This window comes from Atopobium minutum 10063974, from assembly GCF_000364325.1.
GTDB lineage: Bacteria > Actinomycetota > Coriobacteriia > Coriobacteriales > Atopobiaceae > Atopobium > Atopobium minutum.
Genome location: NZ_KB822533.1, coordinates 1,177,527 through 1,202,644, shown reverse-complemented (window position 1 = coordinate 1,202,644; position 25,118 = coordinate 1,177,527). Strand labels below are relative to the sequence as shown.

The following is a 25,118-nucleotide window of genomic DNA, read 5'->3' as shown; positions in this document are numbered from 1 at the left end:
ACAGCGTAGCTTCTATTTTTTTGCACTTTTTTCTTTCCAGAGGGCTATTTTGCGGGTAGTTTGGGGCTTTGGAAACGTCTTGTTAGTGGAGAAACAGTAACGTAGCAAGCATAGGGAGTGTAGCCACTCCCGGAAAAACGGCCTGCCCCGTCCCTGCCGGGCCGCGTCCGTTTTGCTTGTTGGGGAAATCCCCAAACCCCTGAATGGAAAGGACGGTGAAGCATGGCAAACAGAAAGCGAAAAATCGTGCTGCGCGTCCCTGTGACGCCGGAGGAACGGGCTATGATTGAACAGAAAATGGCGCTGCTGCATACGAAGAACTTTTCAGCCTACGCCCGGAAGATGCTCATTGACGGCTATATCGTCAACATGGACACCAGCGACATCCGGGCGCAGACCGCCGAGATACAGAAGATCGGCGTCAACGTCAATCAGATTGCAAAGAGGCTGAACGGTATGGGGCCGGTGTACGCACAGGACATCGAGGATATAAAGGGGGCGCTGGCGCAGATATGGCAGTTACAAAGATACATCCTATCAAGTCAACGCTGAAAAAAGCCCTTGACTACATCGAGAACCCGGACAAAACTGACGGCAAGCTGCTGGTGGCCTCCTTTGCCTGCTCTTATGAAACAGCGGACATTGAATTTGAAATGCTGCTGGCGCAGGCATACCAAAAGGGCAATAATCTGGGCCACCACCTGATACAATCCTTTGCCCCCGGCGAAGCCACGCCGGAACAGGCCCATGAGATCGGGAAGCAGCTTGCCGAGGAAGTGCTGCAAGGGAAATATCCCTATGTGCTGACTACCCATATTGATAAGGGCCACGTCCACAATCACATTATTTTCTGTGCCGTGGATATGGTAAATCAGCGCAAGTACATTTCCAACAAACAGAGCTATGCCTATATCCGGCGCACCAGCGACAGGCTGTGCAAGGAAAACGGATTGTCCGTGGTGAAGCCCGGCCAGAGTAAGGGCAAGAGCTATGCCGAGTGGGACGCCCAGCGGAAAGGGACGAGCTGGAAAGCGAAGCTCAAAGCAGCCATTGACGCCGCTATCCCGCAGGCAAAAGATTTTGATGATTTCCTGCGGCTCATGCAGGCGCAGGGCTATGAGATCAAGCCGGGAAAGTTTATTTCTTTCCGCGCTCCCGGACAGGAACGCTTTACCCGCTGCAAGACATTGGGGGAAGCCTACACCGAGGAAGCCATCAAAGAGCGTATCAAAGGCCGCGTTATCACCAGAGCGCCCAAAGAGCGCAAGGGGATTTCTTTGCGGATTGATCTGGAAAACAACATTAAGGCCCAGCAGTCGGCAGGCTATGAGAGGTGGGCGAAGCTCCACAATTTGAAGCAGGCCGCAAAGACTTTGAATTTCCTGACTGAACATGGGATAGACACCTACCCGGATTTGGAAAGCAAAGTGGCCGAGATCACCGCCGCCAGCGACGAGGCCGCCGCTACCCTCAAAGCTATGGAACACCGGCTTGCGGATATGGCGGTGCTGATAAAGAATATTTCTACCTACAAGCAGCTCTGGCCCGTGGCTATGGAATACCGCAATGCAGCGGATAAGGCAAAATTCCGGCGTGAGCATGAAAGCACGTTGATTTTGTATGAAGCTGCGGCAAAGGCCCTAAAGGGACAGGGTGTGAAAAAGCTCCCCGATCTGTACGCCCTGAAAGCCGAGTACAAGCGATTGGCCGAGGAAAAGGAACGGCTGTATGAGAAGTACGGCGAAGCGAAAAAGCAGATGCAGGAATACGGCATCATCAAGCAGAATGTGGACGGCATTTTGCGTATGACGCCGGGAAAGGAATGGACGCAAGAGCTATGAGTATTCCACGAATGAATTACCCTCAATATCGCAAGGCCCGGAAGCTGACGCATGAGTGCTGCAACTATTGTGACGGCAACTGCCTGTTGCTGGACGACGGCGAAGAATGTATTTGCGTACAGAGCATTTCCTATTCGCTTCTGTGCCGCTGGTTTAAGGCCGCTGTCCTCCCGCTGGATGCGGCCCTGTATGCCGAGATCACCAAAGACCGGGACGAAGTGAAACGCTGCTGTGAGTGCGGGGCCACGTTCACGCCGAAGTCTAACCGGGCCAAATACTGCGCGGCCTGCTCCAAACGGATGCGCCGCCGCAAAGAGGCCGAGCGCCAGCGGAAAAGATACTGGAAACCTACGCACTTAGAGCTGTAAAAGCCCTTATATTTCAAGGCTTTTCCGGCATGGTCAGCGGGGTATGTGGGTGTTTTATCCTATCCCCGCCGAAGTGCTGTTCTAAATGCGTAGAATTTACCAGCAGAAAAGCGCCGTTTTCTCTGGTTCCATGCTTCCGAATATGGTATCATAGAAAAAATCAGTCTGACGGGGGTATCAGGATGGACGGACAAGAAAAGCTGCTGGACTATGAAACGATCAAAGCCGCCGTTGCCGGTGAGAGGTGGGCCACGGAAAAAGTGTTGGCCCATTATGCTGACTACATCAACGAGCTTTCCACGGTGGAGATCAGACAGGCAAACGGCAAAAAGAAGAAAGTCATTGACGAAGATATACGGCAGCGCATTTCCCTGAAACTGCTGGAAGCATTGCCGAGCTTCCCGCTGGAACAGAGATAGACGGCAAGAGGGCTGCACCCTCTTACGCCGCTTTGCGGCTATCACCTGCACACCCCTGAAACAGATACACCCGCTGCGCGGCTATATCTGTTTCAGGGGTCTAATTATAGCTGCAACCTACGCATTTAAGGGATTGAAAACCGCCCGCTGCAAGGCTTCTCCCGCATGTTTGCAGGGGCAAGCGAATACTTCATCCTATCCCCGACAATACCGGGTTCTAAATGCGTAGGAATAGGCAAAAAGAAAAGACGCCGGACGCAAGCGACCACATGGCCGCCGCGCCCGGCGTCTGCTGTTCGTTATTCGTCTGTGAAGTGGAACTTCTGGCCGTCATAGTCGGCATCCGTCATGCGTTCCAGCTTGGAAAGGGTCTGCTGGGCCTGCGCCCGCATATCCCCATCCATAACCGGCATGACGGCGGTGAGCCTGTTTATCGTTCTGCGCCGGTCTGCATTGTGGTACATACAGATCAGGTTTTCTTCCTCCACGGTAAAGTGCATCATTCCTTATACCTCCAATTCATTCTTTTTGGTTCTGGCCGCCGCCTTTTTTGGGCTGGCGGCCTGTTTGCTGTCGGATAGCTGCTTGCGGATAGAGGGCCGGGGCCTGCGAATACTCACATCCCGGCGCTCGTCCCGGTTAATCACGGCATACACGCCATGCCTGCCTTTCATCCCGGTAAAACACAGGGATTTATAGGGCAGCATGGCAAAGAGCCGGTCATTATCCTTGGTGGAAGCAATCGCCGCAAAGTGCGGGGAGATCTCCACCATGAAATGCGTTTTATTGGGGCTGTTAGGCGCGGACAGATCTTTCAGGCTGTCCACAATACGCCGGGCCTCGGTTTCAATCCGGCTGTCATGCAAAGCGGTGACGTGGACTTTGAAATCGCCGGGGACGGCCCGCCCCCGGCTGTGCTGCTCCGTCCGTAGCGCCTCCTGCAGCACAGCCGGGTCATGGGGCTGGGCCTCATAGTACAAAAAGTTTCCCAATACCCGGTCAGGGCTTCCGTCAAAACGCTGGCTCTCCGGGATGTCACGGGTGCCATGCTCATAAAAGAGCCGGTTCACACTCACCGGCTGGGCGGTTTCAATGACGTGCCGGAAATGCTGCGGATAGTCCAGCTCATAGAGATTGCCCCGGATAGTGCCGCCCTGTGTGCCGGTCAGCTCCACCGCGTAGGCCAGTATCTTGTCACGGGTCTGCTCCCCGTAAAATTTCCATGTGTTGTACTGTCGGGTGTCTTTCAGGAAAACATCACGTTCCCGGAAACAGTACGTCCCGGAGGGCCGGGACATCCAGAGCAGGGTCTTGTCTGCGGCCTGATCGCTGGCGGCATCCCGCCTGATAATGTCTTTGTCAATGCCAAAGTCACTTTGATAAAACGCGGTGTTCTGCCGCATGATCTGTTCCAGCGCGGCCAGAACGTCCACATTTTCAAACTTCTGCATTTACTCTACCTCCAATCCCTTTGATTTTTCCCGCGCCGGTGGCTGCTTGGCCTGTTCGGTCTTGGCCGCGTTGAGCTGCGCCCGGATAGAGGGCTTTTCTTTCTCCCTGCGGGCCGCAAGCTGTAAGGCGCTGGGCTTTTCGCCGGAAAGGGGCTGGATGCACTTGATACGGTCAGCGACGCGGATTGTGGTGTCGTTTAACTGCCGCTGCCATGCCCCGGCCTTGGGCGACCAGCGGAAACCGTTGCTTTTCAGCTCGTCGCGTACAGCAGCATCCGGCTTCCCCTCAAAGAAGATTTGCAGGCGGTTGGCCACCCGGTTGATCTCCACAGTGCCGCCGTCAAACTCCCATCCCACATAGGCCGCCTCCTTTTGGCGGGTCAATTCCTCAATGCGGCCCTTTAACCGGCGTATCTCGGCGTTATTGTTGGAGAGCTGCCAGGACTGGAACGGTTTTTTCTCATAGTGCCAGCCCGACGCCATATCCGCTTTCAGGTTTTCAATGCCTCTTTCGGTCAGATGGGGGCATCCGTCCAGCGTCCCATGCTTGCGGTAGTAGGCATTGACGGCCTTCATCAACTCCTGCGACGCTTCCAGCTTTTCCAGTTTCTTTTCCAGCTTGGAAACGGCCTGCGGATCGTCGGCGCTGATACCACCCATGCCGGTGCTGCGGATTTTGTCAAGCAAGCCCTGAATGTACTGAAATTCCTCCATGTTGCGGTCACTGGCGGCGTTCTGCTTTTCTTTCGCCCGTACCGGGAAATTGGACGGCCCGGCAATCAGGACAGAGGGGACGCGGGCGGTAATCTCATAGCCCTTATTCATGTTCTCGGCCAGCTTGCGGGCGTAGGTGTCAAGGAGGCTGTCTATCTTTTCGTGATACTCTGGCTCCACACGCTTTTTCTGGCGCTCCGCAATTTCCACGGCCTGATCGACATAGTGCCGGTATTCCGCCGTGGCGCTGCCGGGCCGGTAGTCAGAAAAGCTCATGGCTTCCTTGGCGCGGCGGGCGGCTCCCTCATTGATGGGATAATAGCGGACAGCCGTTTGCGGGGGCGCAGCCTCCGGGGGTTCCTCCTGTGTCTGGCCGGAAGCAACTGCCACATCCTCAAAAGATAGCTGTTCGGGTTCCTCCGGCTGCGGTTCGGGCGGCGTATTGTTGATAATGCCGTCAATCATGTTTTCGTTCTGCTCCGTAGACAGTTCGGCGGTACGCAGGGGATTTTCCCGCAAAAACTCCGGCACTTCCATATAGCCGAAGCTGTCTACATAGTGGGCGGTGTCCTGTCCATTCTGGTGCAGCACCACCACGTCGGAAACGGAAAGGCTGTGTCCCCTAAAATCTGCCGGGTGGTCGATGTTGAATGTGCGGTAAATATCCTCCAAAGACGTGCTTTTATCCAGCGGTGCCGTATAAACAAGGTCATAGTTGGCACTGTCCACGGCCAGCCCTGCGGCCTGTAAACGCTCGTATGGCTCAAACCGATAGTCGCGGGTTTCCTCCCCGCCTCGAAGCTGGTAGATGGAAAAGGTGTCCTGTTGGGGTGCTTCATAGCCAGCCGCCGCGTATTCCTCCACGGTCATACCGGCTGCGGCGGCCTCCTGCGCGATCTCGGCCTGTACCTGTGCTTTGTAGTCCTGCAAGCTCTGGTCGAAGTCAGCCAGTTTCGGCGGCTCCGGCAACTGATACTGGCCCTGATTGAGCATGGGGCGGCACTCCTGCACATAAGAGAGAAGCGCCCCCAAATAGGCCGTTTCCTCCGGCGTCAGGGTTTCCCCGGACTGTAAGCGGCCCTGCGCCGTCTGTTCCATTTGGGCAAGGCTGCAATGCAGCTTCATATAGGGGACAAACTCGCCTAACAGCATATCCCGATGGGCCTTGTCCTGCTCCCAGCCCTCTATGCCGGTTGTAGCGATTACATGCTTTTTCCAGTTTTCGTCCTGCGCGTAAAATTGGTGGTAGCTCTGGATATGTTCGATCAGGGAACCGTCCCTATCTCCAAAATCCTGCCGCCCCTCGTAGCTGTCCGGCTCGCCCTGAAAGATACAGTCAATGCGGAACGCGGTTTTGTCATAGCCTGCCTCTGCCGGATATGCTGCATCCAGACGGGCAAACAGCGCGTCGGCCTCATGCAACGGCATTTGCTGGCCGTCCTTTAGCTGGGGGCTTTCGCTCCATAGCACAGTCACAAGCGGCTCGGCTGCCGGATCAAGGGCCGGGGCCTGTTCTTCCTCGGCCTGCGCCGGGGCCGCTGCCTCCGGGGTAACGTCAACCGTGACGGCCTCCTGTTCCTGCCGGGCCTCGCGCTCCTGCTGAAGCTGGGCAAAATGGCCGTCGATCTCGGTTATCAATTCGCTGGCCGTGGCCCGGATGGTTTCAAGGGAGGCTTTCAGCTCGGATAACTCCCTGCCGCTGCTCCAATCGGCCACATAGCCAAAAGAATAGTCCGACGTGTCCAGCCCGTAATACTGGCAGACGGTATAGGCCACGCTTTCGGCCTGTACCTCGCGGGTGCTGCGGTCTGGCCGGGCCGCCTGTTCCTCGGCGGGGGCCTCCCGGTCAATGGCGTGGAGCTTGGCATGGGCAATCTCATGGATGGCGGTCTTTAGGGTCTGCAATTCGCTCATGCCCTCGTTGATGGCAATGCGCTGTTTTGCGTAGAAGCAGCGGCCCTTGGCCCCGTCTGAAATCGGCTCAATGCTTATGGGATAGGGTGATGTCCGTTCCAGCGCGGCAAAGAAATCCTGATACTGCTGCACGTCGCCGGTAAGTTCACTGATATAGGGCATGGGAAAATCCTTGCCCTCGGTCTGGCTGATGTCAAAGACTGTCACCACCTTAAAGGCCGGAACCGTCACTTCCTGTTCTTCGGTCACGGGCTTGCCGTCCGCGCCGATCACGGGCTGCTGGGTGGCCGGGTCGATTTTCTCCATCTGCTGCTTAACCTTGAACGGGGCCGGGGCCAGTATCTTAATGCCTTTCTCGCCCCGCTTCACATGGCGGTCAAATTCATCCTGCCACCTGTTATAGCCCGCCACAATCGAACCGCCCTGCATGGCGATCAGCAGCGTATTGTTCAGACTGTAATCGTGCATCTTGGACATAGCGGATAAGTAAGCCATATAGCGGCTACTTTCAAAAAGCTCCTGTACGCCGGTTTCCAGACGGTCAGTAATCACTTTCATGCGTTCTTTGCTGTTCATGCCGTCCAGCATGATCGGGATAACCGGGGGCGGCGCTTTGTCGGGGCTTTCGGATGCCTCCGGCTGCTGGGCCTGCGGTTCCTCCCGGTCAGCTTCCGGCTGGGGGTAGTGCATCACCCGGTATTCCTCCGGCACCGGCTGGCCCTCATGGACGCGCTGCCATTCGTCGCCGCTTCTCACCAGATAGCCGTACTGGGTAAAAACGCCTTGTTCCTGCTGGGCAATGTGGCGTCCAAACTGCGCCGTATCAATCCCGGCTTTCCATTCCTCCGGCATATCCACCATGCCGGAACGGTTCAGGTAGTAGTCGCCCAACTGTCCATCCCCCCTAACGTCGGGAAGATGCACATAGTAATCCACATTTTCGGTGTAGTCGATGATCTGGCCGATATTCTCAAAGCCGCCACGGGGATTTTGCAGGGCGGCGTTCAGCTCTGCGATCTCGGCGGCGTCAAGCTGGCCCAGCCGGGCGGCAAGGAAATTCAGCTCGTCCACGTCGGCGGCCAGCACCATGTCATAGGGAATGGCAAGGTGTCTGTCCTCCGGGCAGGAATACCCGTTGATAAAAAAATCCTGCGGATTGTCGGCAGTAATGCCAACATCCCGCAGGGCGGCTTGCAGCGTTTCGGTTGTGGTGGGCAAATCCAGCCAGACGCCTTGTTTGCCCTGTTCCAAAAACTGCCGGTTATGGACTTGGATAGAAAATACTTCGTTCACGCGGTCACTCCTTTCTCTGTTCTGTTTCAAAAAATAGGGGGTTGGGGACTTCCCCAACAAGCAAAAATCCCCGGCCCGGCAGGGACGCGGCCGGGGGATTTTACCGGGAGTGTAGCCACACTCCCTATGCTTGCTGTGTTACTGTCCTTTAGCTCCTGTGTTCAATGCGGTAGTTGACGTACTTGCCCCCGGTATCAGCCAAAAGCACCGTCCCGTCGTAGGTTTTGCCGGTCTTTACGGAATAGAGGCCCTTTACCTTGACTTTGCCGGTTTTGAGCAGCGCAGCGGCGATCTTCGGGGTGAACGCTTTCTTGCGTTCCTCAAAAAATCGGTCATTCTTCCACATGACGAACTGGCAGGCCCGGTTTCCGCAGTAGTAGTTTTTCTTGCCCTCATAGACAGCCTCACCACAGCGGGGACACGTCCCGATAGGAACACGCTCGGCCTGAAACAATTTCTGCTTTTCCTCACTGATACAGGAATAGGTCTGCACCAGCTCCCGCGCCTGCGTCTCGATGCCGTCCATAAATTCGTCAGGATCGGCCTGCCCCTTGGCGATCTCGGTCAGCCGGTTTTCCCATTCGGCAGTAAGCTGGGGAGAAGTAAGCGCCTCCGGCAGCACCACAGCCAGATTGATGCCGTCCTTGGTGGGAATGAGCTGCTTGCCTTTTCTCTGGACAAAGCCCATCTGCACCAGCTTTTCCAGAATGGCGGCGCGGGTGGCCGGTGTGCCTAATCCCTTGCGCTCGGCATCCTCCGGCATATCCTCGGCCCCGGCCCGTTCCATAGCGGACAAAAGCGTATCTTCGGTGTAGGGCTTGGGCGGCGTGGTGAAATGCTCGGTGACAGAGGCGGCCACGTCTGCAAAGGTCTGGCCCTCGCAAAGCTCCGGCAGCTCCCGCACCGCCTCGGCGTCCTCGTCGGCGTCGGTCTTTAAGGAAGAACGGAACCGGCGTTCAATCTCTTTCCAGCCGGGGGAAAGGACGGTCTTGCCCTTGGCGGTAAACTCCTGCCCGGCACAGGTAAATGTGGCGGTGACGGCCTCATAGATATGCGGCCCGGCCACGGCACATAAGAGCTTGCAGCAGATCAGGGACAGCAGCTTTTTTTCACTCTCGGCCAGAGTGCCAAAGCCCTGCTTCACAAATTCAGCGGTGGGGATAATGGCGTGGTGGTCGGACACCTTTTTGCTGTTCAGGATGCGGTCAAACTGCGGGGAAAGGTTCAGGCCCTTGGCAAACGGCACCAGCTCCCACAGGCCGGACACAAGGCTTTCCACGGCGGGCAGCATATCGTCGGTAAGATATTGACTATCCGTTCTCGGATAGGTCAGCAGCTTCTTTAGATACAGTGCCTGGGCATAGTCAAGGGTCTGCTTGGCGGTATAGCCGAAAAGCCGGTTAGCCTCCCGCTGCAAGGTGGTAAGGTCATAGAGCTTGGGCGGCTGTTCCGTCTTTTTCTCCCGCGTCACGGAAACGCAAACGGCCTGCGCTTTTGCACAAGCCGCCTTGACGGTGTTTGCCTCGGCAGCGTCGGAAAAGCGGCTGCTTACCGCGTCCGCGCCGCCCGCCGTGATATGGACGATGTGATATTTCTCTTTCTTGAAATCGGTAATCTTGGCGTCCCTGTCCACCAGCATTTTTAAGGTCGGCGTCTGGACGCGGCCCACAGTCAGGTTCTTGTGGTACAGGACGGAAAAAAGCCGGGTGGCGTTAATGCCGATCAGCCAGTCGGCCTTGGCCCGGCACAGGGCCGATTGATACAGCGGATCATAGTCGCCGCCCGGTTTCAGGTGGGCAAAGCCGTCCTTAATAGCACTGTCCTCCATAGAGGAAATCCAAAGGCGCTCAAAGGGCTTTTGGCATCCCGCCATCTGGTAGACGAAACGGAAAATCAATTCCCCCTCGCGCCCGGCGTCGGTGGCGCACACAAGGCCGGTCACGTCGGGGCGCTGCATCAGCGAACAGAGAACGTCAAACTGCTGTTTCTTGTCGTCGGGGACGATGTACTGCCATGTTTCCGGGAGAATGGGCAAATCCTCATAGCGCCATTTTTTGAAACGCTCGTCATAGCGTCCGGCGTCGGCAAAGGACACCAGATGTCCGATGCACCAGCTCACCAGATAGCCGTTCCCCTCCAAATAGCCGTCGTGTTTCTCCGTGGCCCCGATCACGCCCGCAATGCTGCGGGCCACGCTGGGTTTTTCCGCGATTACAAGTTTATATGTCATTCCTCGTCCTCCTGTTCACTCACAAAATCAGCTTCCGGGTCAAACTCGGTTTCGGGTTCCTCGTCCTCCAAATCCTCGTCCTCCCCAAAATCATACTCGCCCAAATCGTCGCTGCCGGTGGTTTCAGCCTTGGGCTTTTTGAACTTGAAATAGTAAAGGGCCGCACCGCCGCCCGCCAGCGCCACCAGCAGGAACACGATCAGGCCGCCCGCGCCGCCCTTGGGTTCTTCCTCCGGGGCTTCGGGTTCCTCCGGCTGGGGTTCCTGCGGCTCCGGGCCGCTGCACTCGGTCAGGTTGGTTTTACATACCGGGCAATTCGTGTTCACAGCCCCGGCCTTGCATTTCGTGGTACAGGAGCAGACAGCAGCGGGGGTGACGGTTTCCCCGTCCTCCATCAGCGTCAGCAGATCGGCTTCATCCACCTGATTTAAGAAATGGACAGTTTCTTTTCCCTCGTCGTCCCGGTCAATAATCAGATAAAACACATTGCCGTTTTTGGTTTCCACGGTGATAAACTGCTTGCCATTTTTCGCGGCGCTGCCGATGTCGTCAATCAGTGACAGGTTCCCGTCCGGGGACAGGGCGGCGCTGGCCCCGCCGCCATTGAACAGTTCCAGCAGAGAAGCAATTTCCTCCGGGTCAATGGAGAGGGAAAAACCGCCCTCGCCGGTAGCCGCTACTTCCTTTTCGCTGACGGTCATATAGTCGGAATGGACATAGCCGATGCGCTCCGGCAAGAGAATTTTAATCCAGTCGCCGTCTGTGCCGACTACCTCAACCGTCGTCCCATTGGGAAGCTGGGTGAACGCGGTCTTGTCAAGCCCCGCGCCGGTGCGGACATTCAGCCTGCCGCCGTTGGTGGTGACGGTGCCGGTCTGTTCAGGTTCTTTTTTGTCGGTGCCGGTGGTGATCTGGATGCCGTCGTCCGTGGCGGCAATGCTCACCTTGGAACCGAACAGCGCGGAAAACAGGTCGGTGATGTCCTTGCCGGTCAGAGGGCCGGTATCTTTTTCGGCCTCGGTTTCTGTCCCGTCCGTGGCGGTGCCGGTTTCGTCTGTTTCAGGCTCCAAACCGCCCGTAGCGGGTTCGGTTGTAGCCTCCGGCAGCGGGGCCGGTGCCGGGTCATTGCCGCCTGCAAGGGCGGTAACGGGAAAGGCCGTGACGCAGAGCATCACGGCCAGAAGTGCGGGGAGAATACGGGAAATCCGTCTGGTCTTATTCTTCATGGGCATTGTCCTCCTGTTCATGGTAAGGGGTTGCGGCAGGGGCGGCCTGCATTGCGCCGCTGCGTAAGAACGCGGCAAATTCCTCCGGCTTCATGTTCATGCCGCGCACAAGCTGGATGATCTGCAAATTCTCCTGTTCGGTTTTCTGCGTTTCCAGCTCCCGAAGCTGTTTCTGAAACTCCGCGATCTTAGACTTGGTTTTCTGGATGTCCTTTTCGATGCGGTCAAGTTTGGTTGCCATAATTGAAAGCTCCTTTCTGGCGTTAAGGTAAACGCCCGTAACTGTAAAAATGGGATTGCCAGTAGTTTGAAGTAAGGTTCGTGTAGGAAATCGGGTTCCCGCAATGCAGCATCACATTGTTGCCCACATACAGGCCGACGTGGGACACGCCGGGGGTGTCGTAGGTTCCCTTGAAAAATACAAGGTCGCCGGGCTTGGCCTGCGAACTGGAAACAGGGGTGCAGATGTTATATAGGCCCTGCGCCCCCAGCCGTCCCACGTTCCATCCACTATGATTGATTACCCACGAAATGAAGCCGCTGCAATCAAAGCTGGTGCTGGGAGAGCTGCCGCCCCACACATAGGGATAACCGATATATTTTTCCGCCTCTTTGAGCATGGCGGCAAAGGTGGCATCCTCCAAAGCCTCCGGGGGTACGTCGTAGTAGGTCGGCGGCGTCAGGGTGGAGGCGTTGGGGTACTGGCTGCCGGAAAACAGATCAGGCCGGTTTCCTAGCGTGGACATATACAGGGAATAGAAACTTAGCGTTTCCTCGTCCATGATATAGACTGGCACATGGGACAGGTCGAAGTTTTCCAGCGTGACGTAGCAGATGTAATAGTCATACGGCACTTGGTAGGTGTCTGTATGGGTGTTGCCCTCCGCGTCCGTCCATGTATCGGTTTCGGTGCGGTAACGGGTTTCTACCACGACGTTTTCTGTCAGGATATATTGCTTGTCAAAGAGCATGGACAAATCACCCTGTACCTCCCCGATGGTAAATATCCCGTCATGGAGCGCCGACAGAATGGAAATCAGCACATAGGGGTCATGGCTGATCTCGTCAAGGTCAAAATGGTATTCGTCATAGTCATGGGTGGCCTCGTAGTTGTCCAGATAGTCTTGCAGCTCGGCTTCCAGCTCCGCGTAGGCGTCCTCGGCGGCCAACATATCGCTATCCTCGGAAAAGTAAGAGGACGCCGTGATGCCGCTTCCGGCGCTGCCGAACATGGCGGTGCAGGACTGTAAGCCGCCGATGATAAGCAGCATCAAAAGCCCCAACACAAGGACGGCCAGCGCCCCTTTCCAGTGGCGGGCCACAAAGGAGGCCGCCCGTTCACTTTCTTTGGCTGCGGCCTTGGCCGCTTTCGTGGAGGCCCCGGCTGTCTTGGCCGCGCCCTGTGCCGCCGCGCCTGCGGTCTGGCCCGCTGTCCGGGCGGCCTTGGCGTACTGGCGCTTGATCTGCTGTTTCTGCCAGAACCGGGAAATGGGGTTGCTGGCCGCCTGTGCGATCTCCGGGTTATCCCGCAAAGATTTCTGGTAGAAATACTCCGCGTTGGCAGACAATAGCCTGCGCTCGGCCTTTTCCGCGTCCCAGTAGGGTTTCAGCCTGTGGTGCCGGATGGTGCTGCGGATGGCTTTTCCGGCCTGCCGCTCGGCAAGTTCCTCCCCCTTATGGCCGCCCTCCACACCCACGTTTTCATGCTCGACTTCATGGATTTTCCCGTGGCCGAATAGAAAAACCTCGGAAACAGGACGGCCTGCCGGATTGGGTTTCAGGGAGGGAGGCCCCTTGTCCTGTTTGTCAAAGTGCAGGACGGTCTTTGCTTTGCCGCTTGCCTCGTCAAAGACGGTTTCCTTGACCGGGACGCGCTTCTTGGGGATGGCGGCGCGGGCCTTATCCAGCTTATCGGCCCGTTTGTCCGATTTTCGGATATAGGGCTGTAAATCCGGGTCGGCCCGTTCTTCCTCCGACAGTTGGAGCCGGGCGGATGGCCGGTGCAGGGCAGCGTCCCCCTCGGCGGCCACAGCCCCGGCCTGCTTCGCGGCTTTCTTGGCCTTATGGCCGTCATGGATGGCGTCGGCCCGTTCCAGCAGCTTATCGGCGGTGCCGCCCGGCCCCGGCGCGGACAAATCCTGTTCGGCCTCCCGGCTGGAAATGTTCTCCACCTCGCCGGTGGCCTGATTTTCCAGCGTCAGCCCGTCGCGGGTCATGGCCTGCGTCACTTTCGCCTTGGCTTTCAGCTCTTTCATGGTGGTTCACCTCCTTTGTGGCGTCGCCGGGTCATACTCCCGCCACCTCGTTTAAGCGGGTCGTCATAATCTTGTAAAGCTGGGTGTTGTGCGGGATGGGGTTGGTAAAGGGCAGCACCACGTTTTCAAAGATCAAAAGGCCCTCGCCGGGTTCGGAATTGTCGATGTACTTCTGCTGTTCGGTGGACAAATTCAAGCGTTCCGCAAGGATTTTTCTATCCCCGGACGCCTGATTGAGCAGCGTAATGAAGTCGCTGTTTTCAAGGATATTTTCAATTTCCGGGGAGGAAAGCAGGTCTTTGACGTTCTGGGTGGCACCTGTTGGAATGCCGCCCCATTTCCTAAACCGCTTCCAAATCTCCGCAGAATAGGCCGCCGTCTGTTCCTCTTTCAAAAGCAAATGGAACTCGTCGGCAAAATACCATGTGGCCTTTCCTTGGCTTCGGTTGGCCGTGACGCGCCCCCATATCTGGTCTTGGACAATGAGCATCCCCAGCTTTTTGAGCTGCTTGCCCAGCTCCTTAATGTCAAAGGACACAAGCCGGTTGCCGATGTCCACGTTGGTACGGTGGTTAAATACGTTCAGGGAGCCGGACACATACAGGTCAAGGGCCTGCGCCACCCGGTCAGCCTCCGGGACATGCTGATCTAACAACGCTTTGTGGAGGTCGGACAGGATCGGCATATTCTCCGGGCGGGGGTCTGCCAGATAGGGCCGGTAGATCACGCGCACAGCCCGGTCTATCACGGTCTTTTCAATGGCTTCCAGCCCGTTCTTGCCGCCCATGACAAGCTCACAGAACGACAGCACAAAGTCGGATTTCAGGGCCAGCGGGTTATCGTCCTCCGAATAATTCAGGTTGATGTCCAGCGGGTTCACAAAGTCCTTGCTGGTAGGCGACAGCCGGATTACCTGTCCGTGGAGCCGTTTGACAAGGGGGTAATATTCGGCCTCCGGGTCTGAAATAAAAATATCGTCAGGCGTCGTTAAGAACACACTGACGATCTCGGATTTACAGCTCATGGATTTGCCGCTGCCGGGGGTGCCGAGCTTCAAGGCATTGGGGCAACGGGCCTGCTTCCTGTCCAGCATAATCATGTTGCGGGACTTGGCGTTGATGCCGTAATACATGGCCGCGCCGCCCTGAAAAAGCTCCTGCGTCACAAAGGGGACGAACACGGCCACGCTGGAAGTCGTAAGGCTGCGCTGTATCTTGATCTGATTGACGCCCAGCGGCAGGCTGCTTGCAAGGCCCTGTTCCTGCTGGTAGTCCAGCCGGACAAGGGGACAGTTATGCTTTTGGGCCACGCCTGCGGCTTGGAACACGTCGTTATTCAGCTTTTGCTTGGTGTCGGCCACGTTGAGGACAAGGAACGTCAACTGGAACAGCCGTTCATTGCGGGTCTGCAACTTTGTCAGCAGCTTCTTGGCGTCCTCGCCGTAGGTGGCAAGGTCGCTGGGAAGAATGTCCATATCGTAACCGCTGCGGACGGCCTTTTTCTGCTCCGCAATCTTCATAGCGTCAAGGTCGGTAATTTTGCGCTTGATGGTCTTGATCGCCTTGGTCTGTTCAATGGCCTGCACATGGAGATTGACTAAAACACCGCTTTCCGTATTGAGGAAGTCGGCCAGCATATCGTCCGACAGCTCCGGGGACAGGATTTGCAGGAAACTTACCGCGCCGTATTTGCCGCCCATGCCGAATGTCTTTGCATTGCCGAAGCACAGGGAGGACGGGGCAATAAAATCCTTGGTGGAGAGGCCGGACGGGGCCAGCCACTTCCAGTCAAAATTGAATATCTCGCCGTCCGGGTGGTACACGCCATGCAGCAGGTTCAGCCGTTCCCAGCCGTCCATCACATGGGCTACGGCCCCCATGCTCTTGAAATAGCCTAACAGGTCAAAGCCGATGCGCTTCAATCTGGCTCGCGCCGCTTTCACGCTTTCGGCCTCGATGGTGAATGTCAGGTATTTGGTCTTTACCATGCCGTTGTTGCCGTTTGCAAGCTGCTTTTGCAGAATGCCGGTGTACTCGGCCCGGATGTCGTCGAAGTCGTCCCCCTGCGGCGCGATCTCAAAGCTCTTGGCGTACTGCACCGGGTCAACTTTCCGATTGAGGAAAGAAAACTGGATATGAATGGAGGCGTCCACATAGTTATACAGGTCGCACAGTTTTTCAAAGATAGCCGTCTGCGTGTCCGGCTGGGCAAGCTGATAGCTGATGTCCGCAAACTCAATGCACTTGGAAAAGACGCCGGGCGATACCCGGCACACGCCGTCCGGGTACATGACCTCGTAGGGGATGCTCTGCTGCGCCGTGTGGGGCCTGCCGTCGCCCTTATATTTACGGATTACCGCGTCAATTTCTTTTCGCTGGGCGCGGGTCAGCTTTGTTTTTTCGGTTTCTCTTGGGATTTCCTTTTTGGACAATGGCCTTTACCTCCTGTTCCATCTGGTATTGCCGCACAAGGGCGGTGTAGGTGTTGTCGGTCTGATAGGGACGCTCCTTTGGCTGGATGAAGCAGCACTGGATGATCTGCATAATCACCACTTCAAGGGGCTGGCCGTGACGCTCGTACATGGCAAGCAAAAAGCCCGGCAGCATGGCAAATACCATGAGCAGGGCCGCCGCGCTGTTGGTAAGATAGTCACGGGTGAGAAAATATAAGGGGACGCCGATCACCAGCGCCCCGGAAAAACAGATCAGTTGCCGTTTGGTAAGCCCAAACACAACCTTGCTTTTCACATGGGTTAAGTCCTTGGGGACGGTTACATAAGCCATTTGGCACCTCCTTTCACGTCAGGATAAGGTCACATTCCACCTCGTTCCCCCACACGTCCCAGCCGGGGGTTTTCTGTCTGGCAAACAGCTCCACGCGGGGCAAATCGCCCGCCAGCTCTACGATTTTTTCACGGGTCACATCCGGCTTTTTGCTGTGTTGTTCAATCGGGCTGATAATAAACTGATGGACAGAGGCAGAACGACGCTTCGGCTTGCCGTGTGTTGCCAGCAGGCAGATTTCCGCGTTTCCCCTTGTCCAGCGGCCCAGCCCGTAAAACCATGTAAGGCTTTTACGGTTCTGTTTCAGCCATACAAAAGCCACGGTCTTGAATGAAAAGCCCCACGCTTTGATTAACCGCAGAGCTTCCGGCAGCATGGGGAATGTGGCCCACAAAAACAGCAGGCAGTCTTTGGACGCCAGCCGTTCCACCGGCAGGGCGCACAGCTCGTCAATGCTCATGGTGGAATAGTGATTTTCCGCTGCGCCCTGTACGTTTTTGCAGTCATACCGCCACGGCGGGTCAGCGTAAATGATGTTGTACGTTGAAATAAACAAGTTCCTCCTGTGTATGCTTGGATTTTGGGATCAATGCGCCCCGAATACGGCCTTTGATATACTGCCGGTCTTGAACAGGCAGAAGCACAGCAGCACCGTATAGCCCATACAGCCCCAGATTGCGCCGGATATGTCGGAAGCGGAACCGATATTCTGTATCAGCACCGCGTAGATACCCACCACAACCATGATTAAAAAGGCTTGGAAGCCCAGCGCCAGCAGGGATTTCAGATACCCTTGGCCCATGCCGCGCCATTCCGCGTTGCCCATTGTGGCAAGGGGGATAGGCCCCAGCGACGTGACAACATAGATTTCCACCATGCGGCCATAGGTCACAAGGAAAATGCAGATGGAAAGGATATTCATGGTGAGGCCCACAACAAGGGTTTGGAACCACAGCCCCAAAAGAGCGCCCACGCTCATAGCCTCCAATTGGCTTTCAAGGTCTGGTATCAGGGTGTTAAAATCAATGGATGTCTGCCCGATAATCACACCGGCGCTTTGATTGACGACGCTTTGGGTGGCGTCGAATACGCCCATGACGATGTTCCATGTGTTCGTTACGATCAGGATTGCAAACGCGGATTTGAATATCCAGCGGAAGAACATGGAGCTGTCAAAGTCGTGCATATTGTTCTTTTCCGTTATCATCTGGATAAGCTCATAGCACATGACAAGGGCGAGTATGGCCCCGGCTATGGGGACGATCACGGTTTCCGACAGGCTGTGCAGCATATTGAAAATACCGCTGTTCCATGCCTGCGGGGTTCGTCCCACGTCGGCGGCGATTTCTCCGACTTTGGCATTTACCGTATCGAACAGCCCGGACAGGTTGCCCGTGATACCGTCCATGAGGATGCCTTTTATCCATTCTTCAATGATTTCACTAATCACGGGTAGCACCTCCTTTCCCGCGCCCTCCCGGTCTGGCCGGGAGGACGCGGAGGCGATTAGTTAAGGGTTTGGACAGGGACAAAGGCCAGGATCAGCCCAGCAGCCCGGACAGCAGGGGAACCAGAGTGACACCGATCAGGGCCACGCCGCCGCCAGCGACAAGCTGCTTGACACCCTGCGATTTTGCCCCCGGATTGTCCTGCCCGTATCCCTCCAACAGATTGATGCCGCCCCATACGCACAGAGCGCCGCCCAGTCCGATCACGATAGTCTGCAAAGTAGTAACTGCGGAATTAAAAAATGCCATAAATTTACCTCTTTCTGCCGGTTTCCGGCTCATAATGATTTTTTGATTTTGTTGTTGGAATGAAAAAAGCCGCTGTTTATTCAGCGGCGGCGTCCTCGTCCGACAGGTCGATTTCATACAGGTCGAATACTTCATCCTGCGTTACCACTTGCTGCCGTTTCCGGCGCGTGATAGTCAAAAATCTGTCCACGTCAAAGGTATTCTTCTTGTCGGCGTCGGCAAGGTATTTGTACCGGGGATGCTTGGTAATATCGAATTTCTCCGATAAAAACGGGCGCACACCCCGTAGCTGCAAGATACACTTGCCGCCGTCCATCACGGCAATTTCGTCTTGGGACATCAACTCCTTTCCTAATTTTTGATAGTTCAATCCGTGGGACGTTTGGCTTCCCCGGTTCTCGCTGGTGTTGAAACTGTCAATCGTTTCTTTCCCCAGCGCATCGGAAATCTCCTTGGCATTTTTGCCGCGCCCACTAAGGAAAAGCACACTATCGCAGTTATCCGAAATGATCTCGGCGGCGTCCTTGTAAATCGCTTTTAGCTGCGACTGGCTCTGCAAAATAATAGAGGCCGATATTTCACGGCTTCGAATGGTGGCAATGAGTTTATCGAAATTGGGTATTTGGCCAATGTTGGCAAATTCATCCAAAATCAGGCGTACATGGACAGGCAGCCGCCCGCCGTACACATCATCAGCCCGGTCACAAAGCAGGTTGATTAGCTGGCTTTGGAGCATAGCCAGAATGAAATTAAAGGTCGTGTCCGTATCGCTCATAATGAGATACAGCACCGTCTTTTCGTCCCCGATGGTGTCCAGCTCCATTTCGTCGTCCTCCATCAGCTCGCGTACCTCCCGGATGTCAAAGGGCGCAAGTCTGGCACCGCATGAAATCAGGATGGAAGAACGGGTCTTGCCTGCGGACAGCAGGAATTTCTTGTACTGGCGCACCGCAAAATGGTCGGGGTCTTTCTGCTCCAAACGCTCAAACATGAGATCGACGGGGCTTTGAAACTCCGGGTCGTCCTCGCGGGCTTCACTGGCGTTTATCATTTCCAGCAGCGTTGAGAAGTTCATTTCCTCCGCTGGGGCCTCGTACCAGATATAGCCGATCAGGGCCGAATAAAACAACCGTTCCGACTTCACCCAAAAATCCTCCGCTGACTTTTCCCCCTCGCCCTTGGTGTTGGAAATCAGGGTATTTACCAGCTTTAGCACGTCCTTTTCCGAATGGATGTAGACAAAGGGGTTGTACTTCATGGACTTGGAAAAGTTAATGGTATTCAGGATTTTAATGCGGTAGCCCGCCTGCTGGAACATCCTGCCGGTTTCCAGAACCAAAGTGCCTTTCGGATCTGTCACCACAAACGAAGTCGGATAGTCCGTGGTCGGAAAGCATTGCATCAGGTTGGGTTTCACGAAAAATCTCGTTTTCCCTGAACCGCTGCCACCGATCACCAGCACGTTTTTATTCCGCGCTGTCTTGGGGTCTTTGGGCCTGCCGGTCATGGTAAGCCGTTCCGTTTGGGTGAGCAGGATATTATTTTCAAACTTGGGGTCGATGTAAGGCGCTATGTCTTTGGCCGTCCCCCAGCGGGCGCTGCCATACTCCATGCCTTTGCGGTATTTCTTCACGTTCTTGCTCTTGCAGTACACCACCAGCCGCACGATCACGGCACCGGCGATACCGATACACAGGTCAAACAGGTGCAGGCTTGGCAGCGGGTTGGCAAAAGCCGCCGCAAAACCATCCGCAAAATGCAGGAGCTTCCCCGACAGGTCAGCACCAGCGGCCAGCCGGTACGCCTCCCCGCATTTCGCAAACAGGTACACAAAAATCAGATACGGGAGGTTCAGGATCAGCAATTTCTTTACGTCAGGCTTCACAGTTCCAGCCCCCTTTCCTTGATTTTCTCCTTGGCCCGCTGCTTGGTCTGGGCCGCCGCCTTTTGCTTCACAGCGGACAAAACCTTGCGGATAGAGGGCCGCTGCTCCTTGGAAAGCGTCTTGGCGGTAAACTCCCGAAACGCCAGATCAAGGTTATCTGCATCCTTGGCCTTGAAAATCACAACGTAGTGGGGCGGCTGGGTGGTCTTATCTTTTCGTAAGGTAAAATCCACGCCGTATTTCTTGGCGCATGGCTTGAACGCTCCAATGTTGGCCTCGGTGATCTCAATGTTGGAGAGATCAGCCCCATGCTTTTTAAGCTGCTTTAGGCTCTGCTGGCCGTGGTGCAGCGTGTTTTTGCCCTTGGCCCGGTGTTGCAGGTACTTTTTCAGCGCCGCTTGCAGCACTTGAGCCGTGAGCTTGCCCGTTTTCATGGACAGGGCAATGGTCTTTTGAGTAACTTCTTCCTGCAATCGCATCCCTCCTTGTCAGAAAGTCAAAAGCGGCGTCTAAGGCGGAACCACCAGACGCCGCAGGTAGATATAGGTCAAATCCGCACCCGCAGGCCGGAAAGGTCGTCGGCCCGGATGCCGACAAGATACCAGTTTTCGGCCATTTCAATGCGGGTGGGCCTCCATTTGCCGCCGATCATCACGTCGAAACACTCCCCGCAATGCAGGCCGCCGTAATAGTCGGCCAGATCAAAGCGGATGTCGTAACGGTCTGTTCGCTCGTCAAAAATCAATGCGCCCTGCTTCATAGGGTCGTCCTCCTTTTCTCGTTACAGGCTTTCGCCCTCGCCGCAGGAATAGTCCGGCAGGCCGGATTTAGGCTTTCCCCAATCGGGCTGTGCCATGTCGTGCGCGACAAGGGCCGTGTAGTAGTTGGAAATGGTGCTGGGGGCGTTGAACAGCATAGCCCGCAGGTATTGTTTGATATTGCGGACTTTCGTTGTGTTCTCCCGCAGACAGTCAAGGACAAAGCGGATATGTTCGCCGGTCAGCTTCATGTACTTGGATTTCACCAGCTCGGCAGGGTAGTCGTCCCCGGCGACACGGATTGTCTTTCGGGCGGTGCAGACGGTTTCCAGCATCAGGTCTACGATTTCGTCAAGCTGTTCACGGTCAATGCTCCTGTCCTGAATGAGATAGGCATACTCGATGTTCTCCAAAATGATTTCCCGATAAATCCGTACAGCCTCATCCTTTCCTGTCCTTTTCCGTTCCGGCGGCGTAGCCGCTGCCTCGCCCTCCATAGGGGCAGGGGTCGGGGATGGGATAGGAATGGAATGGGTACTTTGTCCATCTGTAATTATTTTTTCTTTTTTTGATAAGTCAGTTCTTTGTACTTCTTTATTTAATTGCGTTGGATTTTCCGACGCCGGATTATCCGATGTCGGATTTTCCAACACCGGGTTATCCGATGTTGGATTTTCCAATACCGGGTTTTCCAATACCGGCTGTTCGTAGATGGTATAGACCATATCGGCCATTTTGCCTTTTGCGTCACGGCCCTGCTCACGCCGGATATATCCAGCTTTTTCAAGCTCCCATACCGCTGTCCTGATCGCGTCGATGCTTTCCCGGTTGATATAGGACAGTCCTTTTAGGGTATAGTCCCAATCCTCCGGCAAGGACAACATCTGCGACAGCAGGCCCTTGGCCTTTAAGGTCAGGTTCTTATTCCGCAGGTGGTGATTTGACATCACCGTATAGCCTTTGTTCTTTTCCACACGGAAAACTGCCATAGCGTTGTTCGCTCCTTTCACTGTGAATTTGACCGCTGCATAGTCGGTCAGCTTGCCCGGCTGATAGGGACACTCTGCAAACTGGCAGAATTGATATTTCCAATCCGGGCGGTAAAATCGGCAGGTGCCGCAATCCTCCGGCGCGTCCGCCCCGCCGCCGTCGTAGTGATCGAAACCGGGCTTTTCCTGCATCAGCCGTTCAAACGCCCGGTCAGGGCCGGAAGTAAATAGCATGGCGTCGCCTCCTTTCTCTATTTGGGCATAAAAAAGCGGCGTCCTGTTCTCCCATGACGGGAAAGAGGAACGCCGCGTTTACGGTGTCGTATTCAATTTATGATGTGCCGTATTTGGGGTGGCGGGTATTAGCAGTATGGTTCAGCATATATGCGGCTCAATCCGAAAGTAGTAAATTGGTAGTAAATTGAGTTCTCATATCCTGCGAAATGCCCGTATTTCCGGGGCTTTCAGCGATAACCTAAAATTTTGGACATAAAAATCAGTTTCCTGCTGGTGGTCGAATACGTCTATCAGAGAGATGGTATAGCGAGACACTGCCACTCTAGAGAGGCTCTATTCGTCACTTAACAACAGGTTTTTGACCAAACATAACAATCCAGTCCTCTTTTGGATGGCAACACACTTGTATGTTAACAAAACCAGCGTTGGTAAAGAAGTCTCTTAGCTGTTGCTCGGAGTAAATAGTTAGTAAGTCTGCTGCCTGAGATAGGTCACTCCAGCGCAGCTGATCCATGCCACTGCCATCAGTTTCATTGCAAACCATAAACAGACCGCCGGGGGTAAGTACGCGCAGGATTTCGCTCAGGCCAGCTGCTACATCAGGCCAAAAGTAGATAGTTTCAAATGCGGTAGCCACATTGATGGTTGCGTTGTCATATGGAAGAGCTGCTACATCACCTTCCACAACCTGGCAACGCCCATCGGCCACAGCTTGTGCATTTGTTGCTTTGGACTTCTCGACAGAAATGGGAGAGTGATCAAGACCATAGGCTTGACTGGCATCAAACAAGTTCATGAGGCGAGCCAAGTTAGCGCCGCCGCCGCAGCCAACATCAAGTACCGAAGCAAGGGGTTTTTTGACGGGCGCCTGCTGTGTTGCTTGCTCAAGGAGCGGCAGACTCCAGCCCGCTAAGCGCTCATGTGTGCCGGCATTCATGGCGTCAAGGAGCTCACGACCAGCGTCGCCAGTGGGATTACCTGCATTTTTGTAATGATCTCGAGAAGCCATAAAACTCCTATTCTTGGTTTGCATATCATTTTACGCGCCAAGCAGTACCTACACGACATATTTGTATACCATATGTCTGAGCTGCGTATCGTAAGCTTGTATCTTGCTTGCTTTTCTCAGTGTTCCCTAAATTGAGCATTGCATAGGTTGGTTGTACAAAAACTATCCAAGCATATTTATATTTCATAGACGAATACACAGATTAGAAGCATACTTTTTGGTAAAGTTATCTATGTTTACTACAGGTTACTTCATTTTGGCAAGTGAGGCATTTATGCATAACGTGCGCGCAATTTGCGAAGATACCTATTGGATTGGTGCATCTGATCGCAGACTATCCCTGTTTGAGAATACCTATCACATTCCTAATGGCATGGCCTATAACAGCTATCTCATTCTTGACGAGAAGACCTGTCTTCTTGACGGTGTGGATGATGTTGTAGCTGGTCAGTTTAGTGAGAATTTGGAGTATATGCTCGGTGACCGCGAGCTGAACTATATGGTAATTGACCATATGGAGCCCGATCATTGTGCAGAGATTCCCTGGCTGGTAAAAAAATATCCTACGGTCAAATTGGTTGGTACCGCCAAGACTTTTGATCTCATTCGCCAGTTCCATAATTTTGACCCTACACCCTATGCCATTGTGGTAACCGAAGGGGATACCTTGGAGCTCGGCAAACATATCTTGCAGTTTGTAACAGCACCTATGGTTCACTGGCCAGAAGTCATGGTTACCTTTGATTTGGCAACGGGAACGCTTTTCTCGGCAGATACGTTTGGTGCGTTTGGTGCCATTGGTGGAAACCTGTATTCCGACGAGGTGAATTGGGAGCGTGACTGGCTGGATCAGTCTCGTAGGTATTATGCAAACATCGTTGGCAAATATGGCATGCAGGTCAACAACTTGCTTAAGAAGGCTGCTGCGTTGCCCATCAATCGCATTTGTCCTTTGCATGGTCATATCTGGCGTAAGGATCTGGATGTTATTCGCTCCAAGTATGCTCAGTGGGCTTCTTTTGAGCCAGAGGAGCAAAGCGTTGTCATCTACTACGGCACTATCTATGGCGGTACCGCGCAGGCGGCTGATATTTTAGCCGGTATGCTGTCTGAGCGTGGCGTGCGCGATGTGCGCGTATACAATACGGCCACCGCAGACCTTGCTACGATGGTCTCCGAGGCGTTTAGGGCTTCTCACTTGGTATTTGCTTCCTCTACGCAAAACATGGAGATCTACGATGCCATGCGTTCGCTTGTGCTGGACTTGCGTGCTCATGCGCTGCAAAAACGTTCCGTTGCGCTTATCGAGAATGGCTCTTGGGCTCCTTGCTCTGGCAAGTTAATGCGTGCGCAGTTTGATGCTATGAAGAACATAACTATGATTGAGCCGTTTGTTTCCATTCGCTCGCGTCTAAATGATGAAACTTTGGAGCAGCTAAGTACCTTGGCGGAGGCCATTGCCACTTCTTTGTCTGCAAATGAGGGCGTTTAACTGTGGTGCTGTAGGTAGAGAAAAGATTTTAATTTTTCTTTCTATTTCTACTTGCATACCAAGGTAAATTCCCGTATATTAGTAACTCGTTCGCGGGCTTAGCGCAGTTGGTAGCGCGCAACCTTGCCAAGGTTGAGGTCGCGGGTTCGAACCCCGTAGCCCGCTCCATGTGAGCACAGGGCCGGATACTCATTCGGCCCTTTTTATAAGGCGGCATGGCCAAGTGGTAAGGCACGGGACTGCAAATCCCTGACCCCCCGTTCGAATCGGGGTGCCGCCTCCATATGTTTACCTGGGGTTTCTTTAGAAAAGAGGCTCCATTTTTTATATAAAATAACGATGGCATTACACATAGTTATGCAAGCTCTTTACGAGAAACTCTTTATGTTTGGAAAAGAGAGCATACAATATTTTTTATCGGTATATCTTATACTCTTAATTCTGGATTGGAAGATGCGGTGGAGACTAGTATTGCCTGCTGCAAAGAGAAGCGTATA

Annotated in this window: 22 protein-coding genes and 2 tRNA genes; 7 read left to right on the top strand and 17 right to left on the bottom strand. The window is 54.6% G+C overall.

What is annotated here, in order from left to right:
- Positions 1 to 222 precede the first annotated feature (222 nt).
- From HMPREF1091_RS05585 to HMPREF1091_RS05570, 4 genes are all read left to right on the top strand, one after another.
- Positions 223 to 552 (top strand): plasmid mobilization protein, encoded by a 330-nt coding sequence (locus HMPREF1091_RS05585; RefSeq protein WP_002317278.1) that lies wholly within the window; start codon positions 223 to 225, stop codon positions 550 to 552.
- The gene (locus tag HMPREF1091_RS05580; RefSeq protein WP_002317279.1) at positions 513 to 1,841 is read left to right on the top strand and encodes a relaxase/mobilization nuclease domain-containing protein; all 1,329 of its coding nucleotides are present in this window, start codon (positions 513 to 515) and stop codon (positions 1,839 to 1,841) included. The genes HMPREF1091_RS05585 and HMPREF1091_RS05580 overlap by 40 nt, the downstream gene beginning before the upstream one ends.
- Entirely contained in the window at positions 1,838 to 2,209 is a 372-nt protein-coding gene (locus tag HMPREF1091_RS05575) for a cysteine-rich VLP domain-containing protein (protein WP_002595216.1), read from the top strand. The genes HMPREF1091_RS05580 and HMPREF1091_RS05575 overlap by 4 nt, the downstream gene beginning before the upstream one ends.
- 182 nt (positions 2,210 to 2,391) lie before the next feature.
- Positions 2,392 to 2,628: a helix-turn-helix domain-containing protein gene (locus HMPREF1091_RS05570; RefSeq protein ID WP_002330520.1), complete on the top strand. Its 237-nt coding sequence runs from the start codon at positions 2,392 to 2,394 to the stop codon at positions 2,626 to 2,628.
- 299 nt (positions 2,629 to 2,927) lie between these two features.
- On the opposite strand, the gene HMPREF1091_RS05565 is transcribed toward HMPREF1091_RS05570, so the two are convergent.
- From HMPREF1091_RS05565 to HMPREF1091_RS05485, 17 genes are all read right to left on the bottom strand, one after another.
- Positions 2,928 to 3,131, bottom strand: coding sequence for a transposon-transfer assisting family protein (locus tag HMPREF1091_RS05565; protein ID WP_002330519.1), 204 nt, complete (start codon positions 3,129 to 3,131; stop codon positions 2,928 to 2,930).
- A 3-nt stretch (positions 3,132 to 3,134) separates the two neighbouring features.
- Positions 3,135 to 4,079 carry a hypothetical protein gene (locus tag HMPREF1091_RS05560; RefSeq protein WP_002317282.1) on the bottom strand — a complete coding sequence of 315 codons (945 nt, stop codon included), beginning with the start codon at positions 4,077 to 4,079 and terminating at the stop codon, positions 3,135 to 3,137.
- Positions 4,080 to 8,000 (bottom strand): YodL domain-containing protein, encoded by a 3,921-nt coding sequence (locus tag HMPREF1091_RS05555; protein ID WP_002317283.1) that lies wholly within the window; start codon positions 7,998 to 8,000, stop codon positions 4,080 to 4,082. It lies immediately after the preceding gene.
- A 148-nt stretch (positions 8,001 to 8,148) separates the two neighbouring features.
- Complete coding sequence (locus tag HMPREF1091_RS05550) at positions 8,149 to 10,230, bottom strand: DNA topoisomerase 3 (RefSeq protein ID WP_002317284.1); 2,082 nt, start codon at positions 10,228 to 10,230, stop codon at positions 8,149 to 8,151.
- A complete protein-coding gene (locus HMPREF1091_RS08615; protein WP_002317285.1) occupies positions 10,227 to 11,456 on the bottom strand; it encodes a CD1107 family mobile element protein in 1,230 nt (409 codons plus the stop codon). The genes HMPREF1091_RS05550 and HMPREF1091_RS08615 overlap by 4 nt, the downstream gene beginning before the upstream one ends.
- Positions 11,446 to 11,697: a DUF4315 family protein gene (locus HMPREF1091_RS05540; protein WP_002317286.1), complete on the bottom strand. Its 252-nt coding sequence runs from the start codon at positions 11,695 to 11,697 to the stop codon at positions 11,446 to 11,448. Before HMPREF1091_RS05540 ends, HMPREF1091_RS08615 begins: the two co-directional genes overlap by 11 nt.
- A gap of 22 nt (positions 11,698 to 11,719) precedes the next feature.
- Positions 11,720 to 13,711, bottom strand: coding sequence for a C40 family peptidase (locus HMPREF1091_RS05535; RefSeq protein ID WP_002382864.1), 1,992 nt, complete (start codon positions 13,709 to 13,711; stop codon positions 11,720 to 11,722).
- A 31-nt stretch (positions 13,712 to 13,742) separates the two neighbouring features.
- Entirely contained in the window at positions 13,743 to 16,142 is a 2,400-nt protein-coding gene (locus HMPREF1091_RS05530) for a VirB4-like conjugal transfer ATPase, CD1110 family (protein ID WP_002317289.1), read from the bottom strand.
- Positions 16,072 to 16,494: a PrgI family protein gene (locus HMPREF1091_RS05525; protein ID WP_002370797.1), complete on the bottom strand. Its 423-nt coding sequence runs from the start codon at positions 16,492 to 16,494 to the stop codon at positions 16,072 to 16,074. The genes HMPREF1091_RS05530 and HMPREF1091_RS05525 overlap by 71 nt, the downstream gene beginning before the upstream one ends.
- Before the next feature lie 13 nt (positions 16,495 to 16,507).
- Positions 16,508 to 17,050: an MT-A70 family methyltransferase gene (locus HMPREF1091_RS05520; RefSeq protein WP_002317290.1), complete on the bottom strand. Its 543-nt coding sequence runs from the start codon at positions 17,048 to 17,050 to the stop codon at positions 16,508 to 16,510.
- A 30-nt stretch (positions 17,051 to 17,080) separates the two neighbouring features.
- Complete coding sequence (locus tag HMPREF1091_RS05515) at positions 17,081 to 17,944, bottom strand: VirB6/TrbL-like conjugal transfer protein, CD1112 family (RefSeq protein ID WP_002317291.1); 864 nt, start codon at positions 17,942 to 17,944, stop codon at positions 17,081 to 17,083.
- A 91-nt stretch (positions 17,945 to 18,035) separates the two neighbouring features.
- Positions 18,036 to 18,368, bottom strand: coding sequence for a Maff2 family mobile element protein (locus HMPREF1091_RS08610; protein ID WP_456257205.1), 333 nt, complete (start codon positions 18,366 to 18,368; stop codon positions 18,036 to 18,038).
- Positions 18,328 to 20,136 carry a VirD4-like conjugal transfer protein, CD1115 family gene (locus HMPREF1091_RS05505; protein ID WP_002317293.1) on the bottom strand — a complete coding sequence of 603 codons (1,809 nt, stop codon included), beginning with the start codon at positions 20,134 to 20,136 and terminating at the stop codon, positions 18,328 to 18,330. The genes HMPREF1091_RS08610 and HMPREF1091_RS05505 overlap by 41 nt, the downstream gene beginning before the upstream one ends.
- Positions 20,133 to 20,609, bottom strand: coding sequence for a PcfB family protein (locus HMPREF1091_RS05500; RefSeq protein WP_002317294.1), 477 nt, complete (start codon positions 20,607 to 20,609; stop codon positions 20,133 to 20,135). The genes HMPREF1091_RS05505 and HMPREF1091_RS05500 overlap by 4 nt, the downstream gene beginning before the upstream one ends.
- 74 nt (positions 20,610 to 20,683) lie before the next feature.
- Positions 20,684 to 20,896, bottom strand: a complete 213-nt coding sequence (locus HMPREF1091_RS05495) for a DUF5348 domain-containing protein (RefSeq protein WP_002317295.1) — start codon at positions 20,894 to 20,896, stop codon at positions 20,684 to 20,686.
- A 21-nt stretch (positions 20,897 to 20,917) separates the two neighbouring features.
- Complete coding sequence (locus HMPREF1091_RS05490; RefSeq protein ID WP_002317296.1) at positions 20,918 to 22,117, bottom strand: DUF6017 domain-containing protein; 1,200 nt, start codon at positions 22,115 to 22,117, stop codon at positions 20,918 to 20,920.
- A gap of 343 nt (positions 22,118 to 22,460) precedes the next feature.
- Complete coding sequence (locus tag HMPREF1091_RS05485) at positions 22,461 to 23,129, bottom strand: class I SAM-dependent methyltransferase (protein WP_002563844.1); 669 nt, start codon at positions 23,127 to 23,129, stop codon at positions 22,461 to 22,463.
- Positions 23,130 to 23,361: 232 nt separating this feature from the next.
- Here HMPREF1091_RS05485 and HMPREF1091_RS05480 point away from each other — a divergent pair, with 232 nt between their 5' ends.
- The 3 genes from HMPREF1091_RS05480 (at position 23,362) to HMPREF1091_RS05470 (ending at position 24,904) form a co-directional block, all read left to right on the top strand.
- Positions 23,362 to 24,621 carry an FprA family A-type flavoprotein gene (locus HMPREF1091_RS05480; RefSeq protein ID WP_021736271.1) on the top strand — a complete coding sequence of 420 codons (1,260 nt, stop codon included), beginning with the start codon at positions 23,362 to 23,364 and terminating at the stop codon, positions 24,619 to 24,621.
- A 92-nt stretch (positions 24,622 to 24,713) separates the two neighbouring features.
- A tRNA-Gly gene (locus HMPREF1091_RS05475) sits at positions 24,714 to 24,789 on the top strand.
- Between the two features lie 41 nt (positions 24,790 to 24,830).
- Positions 24,831 to 24,904, top strand: a tRNA-Cys gene (locus tag HMPREF1091_RS05470).
- The last annotated feature ends 214 nt before the right edge of the window (positions 24,905 to 25,118 follow it).